Source organism: Streptomyces sp. PA03-1a (assembly GCF_033792805.1).
Classification (GTDB): domain Bacteria; phylum Actinomycetota; class Actinomycetes; order Streptomycetales; family Streptomycetaceae; genus Actinacidiphila.
In genome coordinates, this window is record NZ_JARAVO010000248.1 from 1 (window position 1) to 13,866 (window position 13,866).

Consider the following 13,866-nt stretch of genomic DNA (forward strand, 5'->3'; position numbering starts at 1 on the left):
CCGTCGAACTCGTCGGCGAAGGTGGTGACCGCGGCCCCCGCCGCCACCGCCGCGGTCACCACCTTCGCCGACGAGTTCGACGGCGCGGCCGGCAGCGCCGTCGACGGCGGCAAGTGGCAGATCGAGACCGGCGACAACGTCAACAACCACGAACGGCAGTACTACACCGCCGGGAACCGCAACGCGGCCCTCGACGGCCAGGGCCACCTCGTCATCACCGCCCGCAGGGAGAACCCCGCCGGTTACCAGTGCTGGTACGGCAGTTGCCAGTACACCTCCGCCCGGCTCAACACCTCGGGCCGCTTCACCACCACCTACGGCCACGTCGAGACCCGGATGAAGATCCCGCGCGGCCAGGGCATGTGGCCCGCGTTCTGGATGCTGGGCAACGACATCGGCAACGTCGGCTGGCCGGCCAGCGGCGAGATCGACATCATGGAGAACGTCGGCTTCGAGCCCGGCACCGTCCACGGCACGATCCACGGCCCTGACTACTTCGGCTCCGGCGGCATCGGGGCGGGCTACACCCTGCCGGGCGGCCAGGCCTTCGCCGACGCGTTCCACACCTTCGCCGTCGACTGGAGCCCGGACGCCATCAGCTGGTCCGTCGACGGCACCGTCTACCAGCGGCGCACCCCGGCCGACCTCGGCGGCCGCCCGTGGGTGTTCAACAAGCCGTTCTTCGTCATCCTCAACCTCGCGGTGGGCGGCTACTGGCCGGGCGACCCCGACGGCAGCACCGCCTTCCCGCAGCAGCTGGTCGTCGACTACGTCCGCGTCACCACCTCCGACGGCGGGGGCGGGGGCGGCACGACGGGCCGCATCACGGGCCTGGCCGGCAAGTGCGTCGACGTCGCCGGGGCCAACCCCGCCAACGGCACCCCCGTCCAGCTCTACGACTGCAACGGCACCGCCGCCCAGCAGTGGACCGCGGCCTCCGACGGCACCCTGCGCGCCCTGGGCAAGTGCCTGGACGTCAAGGACTTCGGCACCGCCGACGGATCCCAGCTGCAGCTGTGGGACTGCGGCGGCGGCACCAACCAGAAGTGGGTCCTCTCCGGTGCGCGCGACATCGTCAACCCGCAGGCGAACAAGTGCCTCGACGTCACCGGCAACAACTCCGCCAACGGCACCCGGCTCCAGTTGTGGACCTGCACCGGCGGCGCCAACCAGAAGTGGACGCTGACCCCCTGACCACCCGCTCAGCTGACCCGCTGACCGCCGCGCCCCTGAACTCAGATCGGCGCACTGAAAACTGACGGTCCGTCATGACAGGGTGACCTCATGACGGAACCCCTCCCCCTCGCCGGACGCGCGGCGCTGGTCACCGGCGCGTCCGGCGGGATCGGGCTGGCCGTCGCCGCGGAACTGGCCGCCGCGGGCGCGCGCATCCTGCTGACCGCCCGCGACCCGGTCCGGCTGGAGGCGGCGGCCGGGCGGCTGCGCGCCGCCGGGCACACCGTGGCCACCCTGGCCGGGACGGTCGCCGACCCCGGCCACCTCGCGCAGTGCGCGGCGCTCGCGGTGCGCGCGCTCGGCGGCCTGGACGTCCTGGTCAACAACGCCGCCACCAACCGCCCGTACGGGCCGCTCGTGGAGGCCGACCCGGACCAGTGGCGGGCCGCGTTCGCGGTCAACGTCGAGGCGCCCCTGCGGCTGACCCAGCTGGCGTGGCGGGCCTGGATGCGCGAGCACGGCGGCGCGGTGGTCAACGTCTGCACCGAGGGCGCCGGGCACGTCGGGCCGAACGTCGGCGCCTACGGCACCAGCAAGGCGGCGCTGCTGCACCTGACGGCGCAGCTCGCGGGCGAACTCGGCCCGGCGGTGCGGGTCAACGCGGTCTCCCCCGGCCTGGTGCGCACCGAGATGGCGCGCTTCGTGTGGCAGGACGCCGAGCGCGCGATCGCCGCCGCGCTGCCGATGGGACGGATCGGCGAACCCGGCGACGTCGCCCGGGCCGTGCGCTGGCTCGCCTCCGACGAGGCGGCCTGGGTCACCGGCGCCGAGCTGGTGGTGGACGGCGGGACACGGGTCCGTGCCGCCCGCACCGCCCGCACCGGCGGCACGGGCGGCACGGAGCGGTCGGGCGCCGGCGGCGGTGCCGCCGACGCCGTACAGGAGCGGCTGCTCGGCCGCCGGCCCGCTCCGGAGGGTCAGAACTGCACGTCGGAGCAGGCGTAGAAGGCGTTGCCGGTGTCCGCCACGGACCAGACGGCCAAGATGATGTGCCGTCCGGTCCTGCTGGGCATGATGCCCTGGTGGGTGACCGTGGCGGGCGGCCGGGCGCCGTTGTAGTTGACGGTCAGGAACGGTGTCAGGGTCAGCGCGGAGCGGGTGAGCGGCCGGCTGGGGTCGAAGCCCTGCTTGGTGATGTAGTACTTGAAGTCGCTGGTGGCGTGCGAGGCGGTGAACTGCCACCGGAAGCTGTAGTTTTGACCGGACGTCACCTTCGTGGTGGGCCAGCCGGTGCCGCCGCGCGGGTCGTCGAGCTGGGCGAACCGGCTGTTGCCGCCGGCACAGAGGGTGCCGTCGGACGGGCCGGAGGACGGGAAGCCCTTGGGGCCCTCGACGCTCTGCGGCTCCCACTGGATGTCGCCGCAGTTGGTCACGGTGCCGTCGGCGCAGAGCTTCTGACGGCTGATCGGGGCGTCGGTGTAGCCGTGGCTCCAGGCGCTGCCGGTGCCGAGCACGGACAGCCCGACGAGGCCCAGGCCGACGACGGCGGCGCCGAATTTCCTGTGCATGCTTCGCTCCTCGGAGAACGTGGGGGAGTTCTGAGAGCAGTGCGCAGCCCGCAGGCACTAGGTCTAGACCAACAGCGAAGGTACTCCCATGAGTTGGTCATGTCTAGACCAAAAACAAAGGGAAGCCCCGGCCAGGACGGGGGGATCTGGCCGGGGCAGCTGGGGGTTCGCCGCGGACGCTCCTGGGTCCGCCGGGCGATCTGAAACTAGTTTAACAGTGAAAGAGGAGTGCTTCGTGCCACTCAAACTTGTCAACGTTGTGGTGTCCCGCACATGCGTGGGTCCAGCACCCGCTGCAGCCGGTACGCCACGGGCCGGAAGCCCACCTCCGGCCAGTGCGCCGCCGACACCGGCGAAAGCGCCGGCCAACTGGCCGTGATGTGCCGGTAGCCGCTGTCGTACGCCCACGCCAGCGCCGTCGCGAGCAGCACCCGGCTGATGCCCTCGCCCCGCGCGGCCTGGGTCACGTACGCCTCGGCCAGTTCCACGCACCCGTCGGGCACGACGGGGCCCGGCGCCGCCGGTGTCAGCACCACCATGCCGATCTCCTCGCCCCTGCGGGCGGCGACCCACGCCCCGCAGCGCGCATCGGCCAGTGCGGGCGCGTAGTGCGTCCGCAGCCTCGCCAACGCCCCCTCGGGCTGCGGCCGGAACACCGCAGTCCCGCGGTCCGCGCGTGCCGCCTCCACCGCCATCCGCCCGATCCGGTCCAGGTCGCCGGGCCCCGCGCGGCGCACCGACAGCGCGTCCACACCGCGCGGCTGCCGCCCGCGCGGCCGCACCGCCATCAGGCCCCGCACCCGCTCCAGACCGAAGCCGGAGCGGAACCAGGCCGAGGCGACCGCCTCGTCGGCGGGGAGGTCCACGTAGTGCACCGGCCGGCGCTCCGCGACCAGGCGCGCGGCCACCGCCGCGTACAGCCCGCGCAGCACGTCCTCCCGCACCCCGTCCCGGCCGCCGCGCAGCGCGTGCCCCCCGTACGAGACCAGCGCGGAGCGCGGGTGGGCGCGCAAGCCCGCGCGGTCGTCCTCCGCGAGGTCGAGCGGGGTCGCGGCGAGGTAGCCGGTGAGCGCCCCGTCACCGCCCCGGGCGAGGACGGCCTCCACGCGCGGCTCGGCCAGGATCTTGCCCAGCAGTTCCTCACCCGGCGGCGGCGCGGTGGTCCGGCCGGACTGGTGGGGCAGCGCCTTGCGGGCCCTGGCGTGCCAGCGGTCGAGGAGGGCCGCTGCCTCGGGGACGTGCTCGGTGGTCAGCGGAGCGATGGCGACAGTCATGGTGGTCCGCGACGGTAACGGTCACGGCGGTACGGCGGCAAGGGCCGCCGGGTCACCCGGTCCAGGCCGGGTGCCGCGGGTCGTCGGTGTGCACCAGGACGTCCGCGGTCTCCCCGGGCGCCGTCTCCTGCTCGTAGCGGGCGTACGCCGGGAGCGTCCAGCGCTCGTCCTGCGGTGTGCGGCGGGCCAGGGCCGCCCCCGACATCCGCAGGTGGACGCAGAGGTCGAAGGGGAAGCCGTAACCCTGCAGGAGCGCGCCCTCCAGCAACAGCACGCCCCCGGGCGGGAGTTCCTCGTACCCGGCCCGCGTCGCACGGTCGGTCACCGGGTCCCGCAACGAGGGCAGCACCCGCCCGGTGCCTCCGGGCGCGAGCGGATCGAAGACCTCCCGCCACAGGGCCCCGGTGTCCAGCCAGCGCTCGTAGTAGGCGTCGGAGTCGTGGCGCCCCGTTTCGTAGCGCTGCGAGGCGGGCCGCCAGAAGGTCTGCGCCCGCACCCGCACGACCGGCCGGCCACTGAGCCGCAGCGCCTGCGCCAGCGCCTCCCCCAGCGCGTCCGGGCGCGTGGCCGGGGCCCCGTCGATCGCGACCCTGGGACGCTCGCCGCCGTCGTCGGGCTTCAGCTCCAGCACGCGGTCCACGACAGCCTCGGTCAGCCGTTCCCAGGTCACAGGCGTCAGTCGCACGCCCCCCATACTGCCGGTCGAGGTCCCCGCCCGCGCAGGCGGGCCGTGCTCACCCCTCGCCGGGCACCTCGCGCGGCTCGCACGGCACCCGCAGGTCGACGGTCGTGCCCTCGCCCGGGGCGCTGCGGACGGCGAGCCGGGCGTCGATCAGCTCGGCGCGCTCGCGCATCGCGGACAGCCCCATGCCCCGGGTCTGCGGCGACGGCGGCTCCGCGGCGCGGAAGGTGCCGCGGCCCGCGGCGGTCGCCGCGGCCATGCCGTGCCCGTTGTCGGTGATCGCCACGTGCACGGAGCGCTGGTCGCTCTCCAGGCTGACCACGACACGGGTCGGCTCGGCGTGCTTCACGGCGTTGGTGATCGCCTCCTGGACGATCCGGTACATCTGCGCCTGCGTCTCGGCGGTGAGCTGGCCGCCGACGGTGTCCGCGTGCGCGCCGAGCCGCAACTCGGTGCGGATGCCGTACGTCTCGAAGGAGCGCCGGCACAGCGCCTGCAGGGCCGGGCGCAGCCCCAGCTCGTCCAGCACCACCGGACGCAGGTCGACGATCAGGTGCCGCAGCGAGGCGATCTGGTTGCCGACGAGGCCGCGTGCCTGGTCGATGGCCTCCCGCATGGCCTCCGGCCGCCCGTCCGCGGCGGCGGTGGACAGCACCACCTGGACCGCCCCCAGTTCCTGCAGGGTGTCGTCGTGCAGCTCACGCGCCCAGCGGCGGCGCTCGCGCTCCTCGCCGTCGTGCCGGGCCCTGACGCGCTCGCGGCGCAGCCTCGCATCCCGGCGCGCCGAGGAACGGACGGCGAAGAGCGCGTAGGCGACCAGCAGCAGCGGCAGCACGTGCAGGACGTTCAGCGAGGGCTGCTGGGCGACGCGGACCGTCCCGGCCACCGTCAGCATCAGCGCGAAGGCGATGGCCACCACCAGCCACAGCCGCTGCCGCGGCGCCACCAGGGGGGTGAGCAGCACATAACAGACGGCCGCCGCGAGGGCGAGGACGAGCTCCCAGCCCTGCGAGCGGTCGGTGACCTCCATGACGGTCGCCGCCGCGAGGAGACAGGTGCCCAGCCCCTCCAGGGCCAGGCGCGTCCCGGTCCTTCCAGGGCCGGACGGCGTCATGCCACCAGCCCGCGCTCTCTGGCCGCGGCGATCAACTCGGCCCGGCTGTCCTTGCCGAGCTTGTCCCGCAGCCGTGACCGGTGGGTCTCCACCGTCCGTACGGAGACGAACAGGCGCCGGGCGATCTCCTGGTTGGTGTGCCCCAGCGCCAGCAGGGTCAGCACCTGGGCCTCCCGGTCGGTGAGCGGCTCCTCGTGGTGCCGTTCCGCCAGGTCCAGGTCCTCGACCGCCAGCCGCGCCCCCAGCGAGGGCTGCACATAGGTGGCGCCACCGGCGACCTGGTGGGCGGCGGCGAGCAGTTCCTCGGCGGCGGCCTCCTTCAGCAGGTAGCCGGCCGCCCCCGTGCGCAGCGCCTCGCGGGCGAACGCCGGGTCCTCCTGCATGGTCAGCACCAGGATGCGCGTCCTGGGCGACTCGGTCAGCAGTGCCGGGATCGTCGGCAGGCTGGACCTGCCCGACATGGTCAGGTCCAGGACGAGCACCCTCGGGTGGTGGCGCCGGACGGCTTCCAGGGTCTCCGGAACGGTGGACGTCTCGGCGACGATCTCGAAGGCCGGGTCGGCGGCCATCAGCAGCCGCATGCCCGCGCGCACCACCAGGTGGTCGTCGGCGAGTACGACCGAGATGACCGGGTGCGGCTGCCTGCCGTCGGGGCGGCTGAGGACGTCCATAGCACACACGTTAGATCGGGCGCGCGCGGCGGGCAGCCCGCGCCGCCGGTGTTGCGGGAAACCCGCAGTCACATCTGCGGGGAATCCCGGATGACCTCTGCGGATCGACGGGGATGCGTTCGCCCGGCCGGAGGGGCAGCCTCGAAAGCGGAAGACAAGTGTTTGAAATGCCTACCAAACAGTCCGCCGACCCCGACCTCACCCGAGGCGACCGTCATGCTCTGTGCCACCCTCCCGCCCCAGGCCGGCCCTGTGGACCGGCCGTGGTCCTACGACGCAGCCCAGCAGCTCGTGGATTCAGCCGTGCCGACCGTGGCCGACTTCGCCGCCGTCGAGGTCTCGGACGCCACCGTCTCGGAGCAGGCCGCCATCTCCGGGCTGCCCGCCACCGGACTCACCTTCCGCCGGGGGGCCTTCCGGGCGGCCCGGGGCACCGCGGTACCGCGCGCCTTCGAGGTCGGCGACGTCAGCAGCCTGCCGCCCAGGACTCCGTACCACGCGTCGCTGACCGACCTGCGGCCGCACCTGGTGATGAACCTCCGCCCGCAGACGGGGTGGCTCGCCCGCGACCCGGTGCGCGCCCCCCTGCTGCGGATCACGGGCACGCACTCCCTGCTCGTGATGCCGCTGGACGTCGGCGGTGTCGTCCTGGGGGTCGCGGCCTTCTACCGGACGACGGGCTCCCCGGCCTTCTCCCGGGCCGACCTGATGGCGGCGGGCCGTCTGGCCCGCAGGGCCGCCAGGCTGCTGGACGATGCCCGCCGGCGCCTGGTCCAGAACGCCGCCGGACGGATCCTGCAGCAGGCCCTGCTGGCGCCGCAGGGCCCGCGGGTCACCGCGATCGAGGACCCCCGGGGGCACCTGCCGCCGGCCGCGGCCCCGGGGGCCTGGGTGGACGTCATCCCGCTCCCCAGCGCCCGGGTGGCCCTGGTGACCGGTTCGGTACGCGGGCAGGGCGTCCCCGCGGCGACGGCGATGAGCCAGCTCAAGGCCGCGGTCCGGGCGCTGATACTGCTCGACATGAGCCCGGGCGAGGTCATCTCCCGGCTCCACCGGCCCACCGCGACCCCCCTCGCCGACGAGGCCGACCGGTGCCTGATCGTCGTCTACGACCCGGTGGCCTGCCGCTGCACCGTGGCGTGCGGCGGTTACCCGGCCCAGGCTCTGCCCGCCACGCCCCCGGAGGCGGCGGAGGAAGTGGAGGAGGACGCTCCCGTACCCGGCGGGCCGGAGGTCACCGAGTGCGACGTGCCGCCCGGCAGCGTGCTGCTGCTGAGCTGCGGCACGGACGGGCTCCCCATCGGCTCGGAGGGCGCCGGCCAGGTCACCGGGCTGCGCGTGCTGCCCGCCGGCGGCGGGGAGGCGGCCGAGCCGGCGACGGTGCTGGACGGCGTCCTGCGCACCGCGGCACCCGGCTCGGAGCCGGTGCTCCTCGCCGCCCGCACCCGCGCCCTGAACGCCGGCGACGTCGCCACCCGCGAGGTGTCCAACGATCCCGCGGCGGTGGCGGAGGCACGGGCCTGGACGGACCGCCTGCTGACGGACTGGAAGCTCCCGGAACTGTCCTTCTCCACCACGCTGGTCGTCAGCGAACTCGTCACCAACGCCATCCGGTACTCCACGGGGCCGATCCGGCTGCGGATCATCCGCGACCGGGTCCTGGTCTGCGAGGTGTCGGACTCCTGCAGCGCCGCCCCGCACCCGCGCCACGCGGCGCCCAGCGACCAGGACGGCCGGGGGCTGTCCATCGTCGCGCAGCTCACCGACGCCCAGGGCACCCGCTACACGGAGACGGGCAAGACGGTCTGGGCGGAGCAGGTGATCACCCCGCCGGTCGCCGCGTAGGCCCGGCCGAGGCCGGGCCCACGCGACATCGGGCGTCGGCCGGCGTCAGTCGGCCGGGTGCTCCGAGCGGTCGCCGCCCCAGAGCGTGTGGAAGGAGCCGGGCTTGTCCACCCGCTTGTAGGTGTGGGCGCCGAAGAAGTCGCGCTGCCCCTGGATGAGCGCGGCGGGCAGCCGCTCCGCCCGCAGGGCGTCGTAGTACGCCAGCGCCGCGGAGAAGCCCGGTGCGGGCACGCCGAGTTGTGCCGCCGTGGAGACGACCCGCCGCCATGCCGCCTGCGCGTTGCCGAGGGCCTCGGCGAAGTGCGCGTCCGTCAGCAGGGTGGGGCGGCCCGGCTCGGAGTCGAACGCCTCCTTGATGCGGTTGAGGAAGCGCGCCCGGATGATGCAGCCGCCGCGCCAGATCGTCGCCATGGAGCCCGCGTCGATGTCCCAGCCGAACTCGTTGCTGCCCGCCTGGATCAGGTTGAACCCCTGGGCGTAGGCGACGATCTTGGAGGCGTACAGCGCCTGCTCGACGTCGTCCGCGAAGCGGTCGCCCGCCGCGCTGTCCAGCCAGGTCTCCGCCGGTCCGGGCAGCCCGCGCGAGGCGGCCCGCAGCTCCGCGCTGCCGGACAGCGACCGTGCGAAGACCGCCTCGGCGATGCCGGAGACGGGGACGCCGAACTCCAGGGCGTTCTGCACCGTCCAGCTGCCGGTGCCCTTCTGGCCGGCCTGGTCCAGCACCACGTCGACGAACGGTCTGCCGGTGTCGGCGTCCGTGTGGGCCAGCACCTCCGCGGTGATCTCGACGAGGTACGACTCCAGGCGGCCGGAGTTCCAGGTGCGGAAGATCTCCGCGATCTCGCCCGGCCGCTTGCCCGCGGCGTGCCGCAGCAGGTCGTAGGCCTCGGCGATGAGCTGCATGTCGGAGTACTCGATGCCGTTGTGGACCATCTTGACGAAGTGCCCGGCACCGTCCGGGCCCACGTGGGTGCAGCACGGCACCCCGTCGACCTTGGCGGCGATGTCCTCGAGGATCGGGCCGAGCGACTCGTACGACTCCACGGAGCCGCCCGGCATGATCGAGGGACCGTTGAGGGCGCCCTCCTCGCCGCCGGAGATCCCGGTGCCGACGAAGTGCAGACCCTGTTCGCGCAGCGCCTTCTCCCGGCGCCGGGTGTCGCGGTAGTCGGCGTTGCCGCCGTCGACGACCATGTCGCCGGGCTCCAGCAGCGGCACCAGCTCGTCGATCACGGCGTCGGTGGGGGCACCGGCCTTGACCATGATGATGATGCGCCGGGGCCGTTCGAGTGAGTCGACGAACTCCTTGAGGGACTCCGCCGGATGGAACTCGCCCTCGCCGCCGAACTCCTCCACGAGGGAGCGCGTCCTGGCCGGGGTGCGGTTGTACAAGGCCACCGGGTGGCCGTGCCGCGCGAGGTTCCGGGCCAGGTTGCGGCCCATGACCGCGAGTCCGGTGACGCCGATGCGGGCCTGCTCCGCCATCTGCGGTTCCTCTCTGTGCTGTGGTGCGGGGGGCACGTACGGCGTCCAGCCTGTCAGCGAACCGGCCGGGCGGCCGGGATTCCAGCGGATCCGTCAGCTGCCCGTGCCGATCCGGCCCTGACCTGCTACACGGCCCATGGCACGGCGCAGCCCCCTGGCCGGCGGCGCGGGAACGGCTCCGACGACCTCGCCCGCCGGTGCCCGGGCCTGGGCCGCCCTGAGCTGTCCCACCGGCGCAGGTGGTGGCGGAGGCGGCGGTAGCAGGGGCGGCGCCACCGTGTGGTCGCCGAGGGCCTCGCGCAGCCGGCGCGCGTCCTCAGGGAGGTCGCGGCGCCACGCCCAGCCCAGGAACGGGCTCAGCAGCAGCATGCCGCCGCCGAGCTGGCAGGTGACCTGGAGCTGGACGAACGCGCCCCGCGAGTGCGGCAGCATCCGGAACGCGAACTCGGGCGTCTGGGTGCCCAGCGGGCTCCACATCCGCCGGCCGCGGTAGGCGATCCGCCGGCAGGGCTGGTAGACCGAGCACTCCAGCCGGTGCTCCCGGTGGCGGCCCGGATAGTGGTAGCGGTAGACGGCCCGCTCGCCGGGCGGTACGGCGTCCGCCGCCACGGCGGCGATGCCGGAGTTCCACGACGCGAGGTTGCGGGCGTCGGCAAGGAAGGTGAAGACCTCTTCCACGGTACGGGTGACGATCACGCTCGTAGACACCGTCGGCATCGCAGACCTCCCCGGTGCCGGCGCGGCCAGCATGTGAGCAGAGTGGCTTCTTGGCTCCTCACCGACAGCCTGCGTCCAATCGGGCGGTGTGTCGTGGCGGGTGAGCCGTCCGGGTGAATCCAGGGTGCGTGACCGGCGCGAACGGTGTGCCGGCGGACCCTCACCGTCAGTGCCCGAGGGGCTCCGAACCGCTCCTGCGGTCGCGGAATTCGCACCACACTGCCTTGCCGGAACCGTGCGGCTCCACACCCCACGCGTCGGCGAGCCGGTCGACCAGCAGCAGACCGCGCCCGGACACCTCGCCGTCGCCGGGCCGGCGACGGCGAGGCCAGTTCGCCGCGAGGTCGTGCACCTCGATGCGCAGCCGCCGGGTGGCGTCCGGGGTGGCGTGGGCCAGGGACGCGTCGGGGAGCATGCGCAGGGTGAGCACGGCGCCGCCGTCGGTGTGCACCAGCGCGTTGGTGATCAGCTCGCCGGCGGCGAGTTCCGCCTCGTCCACCCGGTCGCTCAGGCCCCAGCCCGCCATGGCGTCACGGACCGTGGCCCGGGCCTCGGACAGGGCCTTGGGGTCGCCGGGGGCGATGTGCCGGTGCAGCCGGTGCGGCGGGTGCGGGGAGGCGTCGCTGTCGCGCCGGAGCAGCAGCAGGGCCATGTCGTCGTCGGTGGCCTGCTCGCCCATGACGGCGGTGAGGTGGTCGGCGAGGTCCCCGACCTCGCGCGGGCCTTCGCCCAGCGCCCCGGCCAGCCGCCGCACGCCGTCGTCGAGGTCGGCGCCGGGCCGCTCGACGAGTCCGTCACTGAACATCAGGAGGGTGTCGCCGGGACCGAGTTCAGCGGGGGTGACCGGGTAGTCGGGCCTGCCGAACTGGGCGGACAGGCCCAGCGGCAGCCCGCCCGCGGTGGGCAGCACGCGCACGGTGCCATCGGCCTGCCGGACCAGCGGGTCGATGTGGCCTGCCCGCACCAGCAGGGCGGACCCGGTGGCCGGGTCGACCTGCGCGTACAGGCAGGTGGCGAAGCGGTCGGTGTCGAGCTCGTACAGGAAGGCCGAGGCCCGCGCCATGACGCTGGCGGGCGGATGGCCCTCGCCGGCGTAGGCCCGCAAGGCGATCCGCAACTGGCCCATGACGGCCGTGGCGTGGGTGTCGTGGCCCTGGACGTCGCCGATGATGACGGCGACCCGGCCGCCGGGCATCGCCACGACGTCGTACCAGTCGCCGCCGATGTCCCGGGCCAGCCGGGCGGAGCGGTAGCGCACCGCTATCTCGGTGCCGGGGATGCGCGGGATGGTGCGGGGCAGCATCGCGGTCTGCAGACCCTGCGCGATGTCGTGCTCCTGGTCGAAGAGGATGGCCCGCTGCAGGCTCTGCGCGATGCTGCCGCTGAGCGCGATCAGCAGGTGGCGCTCCTGCGGGGAGAAACCCTGCTTGTGCCGGTACAGCAGGCCCAGGGCGCCGATGGGCTGGCCCTGGGCGATCAGCGGGAGGTACGCGGCGGCGGAGGCGCCGAGCGGCTCGATGTGCGGCCACAACTTGGGGTAGCGCCGGGCGAACTCCTCGCCGGAGGTGATGAAGCGCGGGACGAGGGTCCGTACCACCTCGCTCATCGGGAAGTCGTCCTCGATCCGCGTGTACTGCAGCGACGGCACCCAACTGCTGGCCTTGGCGTCGCTCACCACGTGGACCCGGCCGGCCTCGACCTGGCCGAGGAAGAGGCTGGCTATGCCGAGCCGGTCCATCCTGGGGTTCCCGGTGAGGGCCGCGGTCACGTCGCGCACGGTCACGGCCCGGGCCAGCGACGCGGTGACCTCCATGACCAGGGTGCTCTCGGTCGGGTGGTCCTCGTCCGCGCGCAGGCACTCCGCCGCCTGGGCGAGTTCGTCGGTGGCGTCGCTGACGATGCCGATCACCCGGTTCGCCCGGCCGGTGCCGTCGCGGACGATGCGGCCCTGGAAACGTATCCAGCCACGGCGGCCGTCGCGCCGGGTGAGCCGGCTGAAGGCGCGGAAGGAGGAGTGGCCCTCGCCGAGGGCCTGGGTGATCGTCCGGGTGACGTCGCCGGCCTCGTCGGGCGCCAGCCGGGAGAACAGCGCCTTCGGGTCGCCGTCGAAGTCCTGCGGGCGCAGGTCGACGGTCCGCAGGGCGTGTTCGTCGAGGTGCATGCGGTCGCGGTCGAGGTCCCAGTCGAAGCCGCCGACGTCGTTGAGCGACATGTGGGCGGCGGCGGGAGCCGGCCAGGCGACCGTCGCGGGCGCAGGGGGCGCCCACTGCCGAGACTCAGCCATCACGCCCTCCGGACCTGCTCCCCGCTGCGTCGAGCCGCACCGGAACGGTGACAGCGTACCCATAGTCCGGTAGGGGGACATGCTACAGAGGGGACCTGTGGGAGAGCCGGGTTTCCGCCGGTTCCGGGAACGCTCCCGGCGGCCGCCCGGCCCCCCTCCGCCGTCCGCCGGAAGGCTCAGCGGGCCGCCGGCGGCGCGTACTTGTAGCCGACCCGGCGCACGGTCACGATGCTGCCGCGGTGTTCGGGGCCGAGCTTGCGGCGCAGCCGGGCGATGTGGACGTCGACGGTGCGTCCGTCCCCGACGTGGCCGTACCCCCAGACCGTGGTGACGAGCTGGTCGCGGGTGTGCACGCGGTGCGGATGCGCCACCAGGTGGGCGAGCAGCTCGAACTCCAGGTAGGTCAGGTCGAGTGCGCGGCCGCGCACCTGGGCGACGCGGCGCTCGCCGTCGACGGTGACCGGCAGGTCGGCGGATGCCGGGGACGGGGGCACCGGCTGCCCCTCGATGGGGACGAGGACGAGGTAGCCGACCATCGGCGGCCCGCCGACGCCCGTGGGCATCAGGTGGCCGGGGGCGGGCAGCCAGGTGGCGCCGGGCGGGAGGAAGTCCGGCACCGGCGGGACGTCGCCGGAGCGGACGGCGCGCAGGTGCTGACGGTTCACGGCGGGCAGGGGCAGGGACTGGGTGCTGGACGACATGGAGGTCTCGGCTCTCGCGCGAAGGGTCGTGGGACGACGTATTGCGCGGGACCGCCGGGAGGCCGGCAGCGGGCGGCGACCGGGGGACGGCGTCAGCTGTGGGCCGGGGTCCGCGCGGGGACCGCGCGACAACACTCCCGGTCGAACTGGTACTCCTGCCTGGACGGCCAGAACGGCTCGAGGTCGCTGCGACCTGTCGCGGTGTCAGTGAGGCTGGCCATGGCACCCATTGAACCAGACGGGACGCCCACCGGGACAGCGATGGCTCACTTCACGGCTCTGACCAGGCATTACAGAGGTTGCGGCGCCGGTTGGGGTTCGGGCTCGGGCTCCGGCTGCGGGGGCGGCG

Annotated in this window: 12 protein-coding genes; 3 read left to right on the forward strand and 9 right to left on the reverse strand. The window is 74.0% G+C overall.

The window, feature by feature from the left end; genetic code table 11:
* Both PV341_RS37485 and PV341_RS37490 read left to right on the forward strand, forming a co-directional pair.
* On the forward strand, window positions 1–1,194 hold a 1,194-nt coding region (locus PV341_RS37485; RefSeq protein WP_500360149.1), incomplete at its 5' end, for an RICIN domain-containing protein.
* A 90-nt stretch (window positions 1,195–1,284) separates the two neighbouring features.
* Complete coding sequence (locus PV341_RS37490; protein WP_500326917.1) at window positions 1,285–2,181, forward strand: SDR family oxidoreductase; 897 nt, start codon at window positions 1,285–1,287, stop codon at window positions 2,179–2,181.
* Here the strand turns inward: PV341_RS37490 and PV341_RS37495 are convergent.
* The 5 genes from PV341_RS37495 to PV341_RS37515 form a co-directional block, all read right to left on the reverse strand.
* Window positions 2,154–2,744, reverse strand: coding sequence for a lytic polysaccharide monooxygenase auxiliary activity family 9 protein (locus PV341_RS37495; RefSeq protein WP_500360150.1), 591 nt, complete (start codon window positions 2,742–2,744; stop codon window positions 2,154–2,156). The two genes, PV341_RS37490 and PV341_RS37495, sit on opposite strands and share 28 nt — an antisense overlap.
* A 251-nt stretch (window positions 2,745–2,995) precedes the next feature.
* Window positions 2,996–4,018, reverse strand: coding sequence for a GNAT family N-acetyltransferase (locus PV341_RS37500; protein WP_500326914.1), 1,023 nt, complete (start codon window positions 4,016–4,018; stop codon window positions 2,996–2,998).
* Window positions 4,019–4,070: 52 nt separating this feature from the next.
* A complete protein-coding gene (locus PV341_RS37505; RefSeq protein ID WP_500326912.1) occupies window positions 4,071–4,703 on the reverse strand; it encodes a nucleoside/nucleotide kinase family protein in 633 nt (210 codons plus the stop codon).
* 49 nt (window positions 4,704–4,752) lie between these two features.
* Window positions 4,753–5,814, reverse strand: a complete 1,062-nt coding sequence (locus PV341_RS37510) for a sensor histidine kinase (protein ID WP_500326910.1) — start codon at window positions 5,812–5,814, stop codon at window positions 4,753–4,755.
* On the reverse strand, window positions 5,811–6,485 hold the full coding sequence (locus PV341_RS37515; RefSeq protein ID WP_500360151.1) for a response regulator: 675 nt from the start codon (window positions 6,483–6,485) through the stop codon (window positions 5,811–5,813). The genes PV341_RS37510 and PV341_RS37515 overlap by 4 nt, the downstream gene beginning before the upstream one ends.
* Window positions 6,486–6,788: 303 nt before the next feature.
* Between PV341_RS37515 and PV341_RS37520 the strand changes: the two genes are divergently transcribed.
* Window positions 6,789–8,330, forward strand: a complete 1,542-nt coding sequence (locus tag PV341_RS37520) for a SpoIIE family protein phosphatase (RefSeq protein WP_500360153.1) — start codon at window positions 6,789–6,791, stop codon at window positions 8,328–8,330.
* A 45-nt stretch (window positions 8,331–8,375) separates the two neighbouring features.
* On the opposite strand, the gene gnd is transcribed toward PV341_RS37520, so the two are convergent.
* The 4 genes from gnd to PV341_RS37540 form a co-directional block, all read right to left on the reverse strand.
* Entirely contained in the window at window positions 8,376–9,815 is a 1,440-nt protein-coding gene (gnd, locus tag PV341_RS37525) for an NADP-dependent phosphogluconate dehydrogenase (protein WP_500360154.1), read from the reverse strand.
* Between the two features lie 93 nt (window positions 9,816–9,908).
* On the reverse strand, window positions 9,909–10,532 hold the full coding sequence (locus PV341_RS37530) for an SRPBCC family protein (protein WP_500326902.1): 624 nt from the start codon (window positions 10,530–10,532) through the stop codon (window positions 9,909–9,911).
* Between the two features lie 166 nt (window positions 10,533–10,698).
* Window positions 10,699–12,816, reverse strand: coding sequence for an ATP-binding SpoIIE family protein phosphatase (locus PV341_RS37535; protein ID WP_500326900.1), 2,118 nt, complete (start codon window positions 12,814–12,816; stop codon window positions 10,699–10,701).
* Between the two features lie 176 nt (window positions 12,817–12,992).
* Entirely contained in the window at window positions 12,993–13,517 is a 525-nt protein-coding gene (locus PV341_RS37540) for a winged helix-turn-helix domain-containing protein (protein ID WP_500326898.1), read from the reverse strand.
* Window positions 13,518–13,866 lie beyond the last annotated feature (349 nt).

Coding starts and splice junctions, on each gene's coding strand:
- PV341_RS37490 (WP_500326917.1), top strand. CDS start 1,285: ATGACGGAACCCCTCCCCCTCGCCGGACGCGCGGCGCTGGTCACCGGC.
- PV341_RS37495 (WP_500360150.1), bottom strand. CDS start 2,744: ATGCACAGGAAATTCGGCGCCGCCGTCGTCGGCCTGGGCCTCGTCGGG.
- PV341_RS37500 (WP_500326914.1), bottom strand. CDS start 4,018: ATGACTGTCGCCATCGCTCCGCTGACCACCGAGCACGTCCCCGAGGCA.
- PV341_RS37510 (WP_500326910.1), bottom strand. CDS start 5,814: ATGACGCCGTCCGGCCCTGGAAGGACCGGGACGCGCCTGGCCCTGGAG.
- PV341_RS37515 (WP_500360151.1), bottom strand. CDS start 6,485: ATGGACGTCCTCAGCCGCCCCGACGGCAGGCAGCCGCACCCGGTCATC.
- gnd (WP_500360154.1), bottom strand. CDS start 9,815: ATGGCGGAGCAGGCCCGCATCGGCGTCACCGGACTCGCGGTCATGGGC.
- PV341_RS37530 (WP_500326902.1), bottom strand. CDS start 10,532: ATGCCGACGGTGTCTACGAGCGTGATCGTCACCCGTACCGTGGAAGAG.
- PV341_RS37535 (WP_500326900.1), bottom strand. CDS start 12,816: ATGGCTGAGTCTCGGCAGTGGGCGCCCCCTGCGCCCGCGACGGTCGCC.
- PV341_RS37540 (WP_500326898.1), bottom strand. CDS start 13,517: ATGTCGTCCAGCACCCAGTCCCTGCCCCTGCCCGCCGTGAACCGTCAG.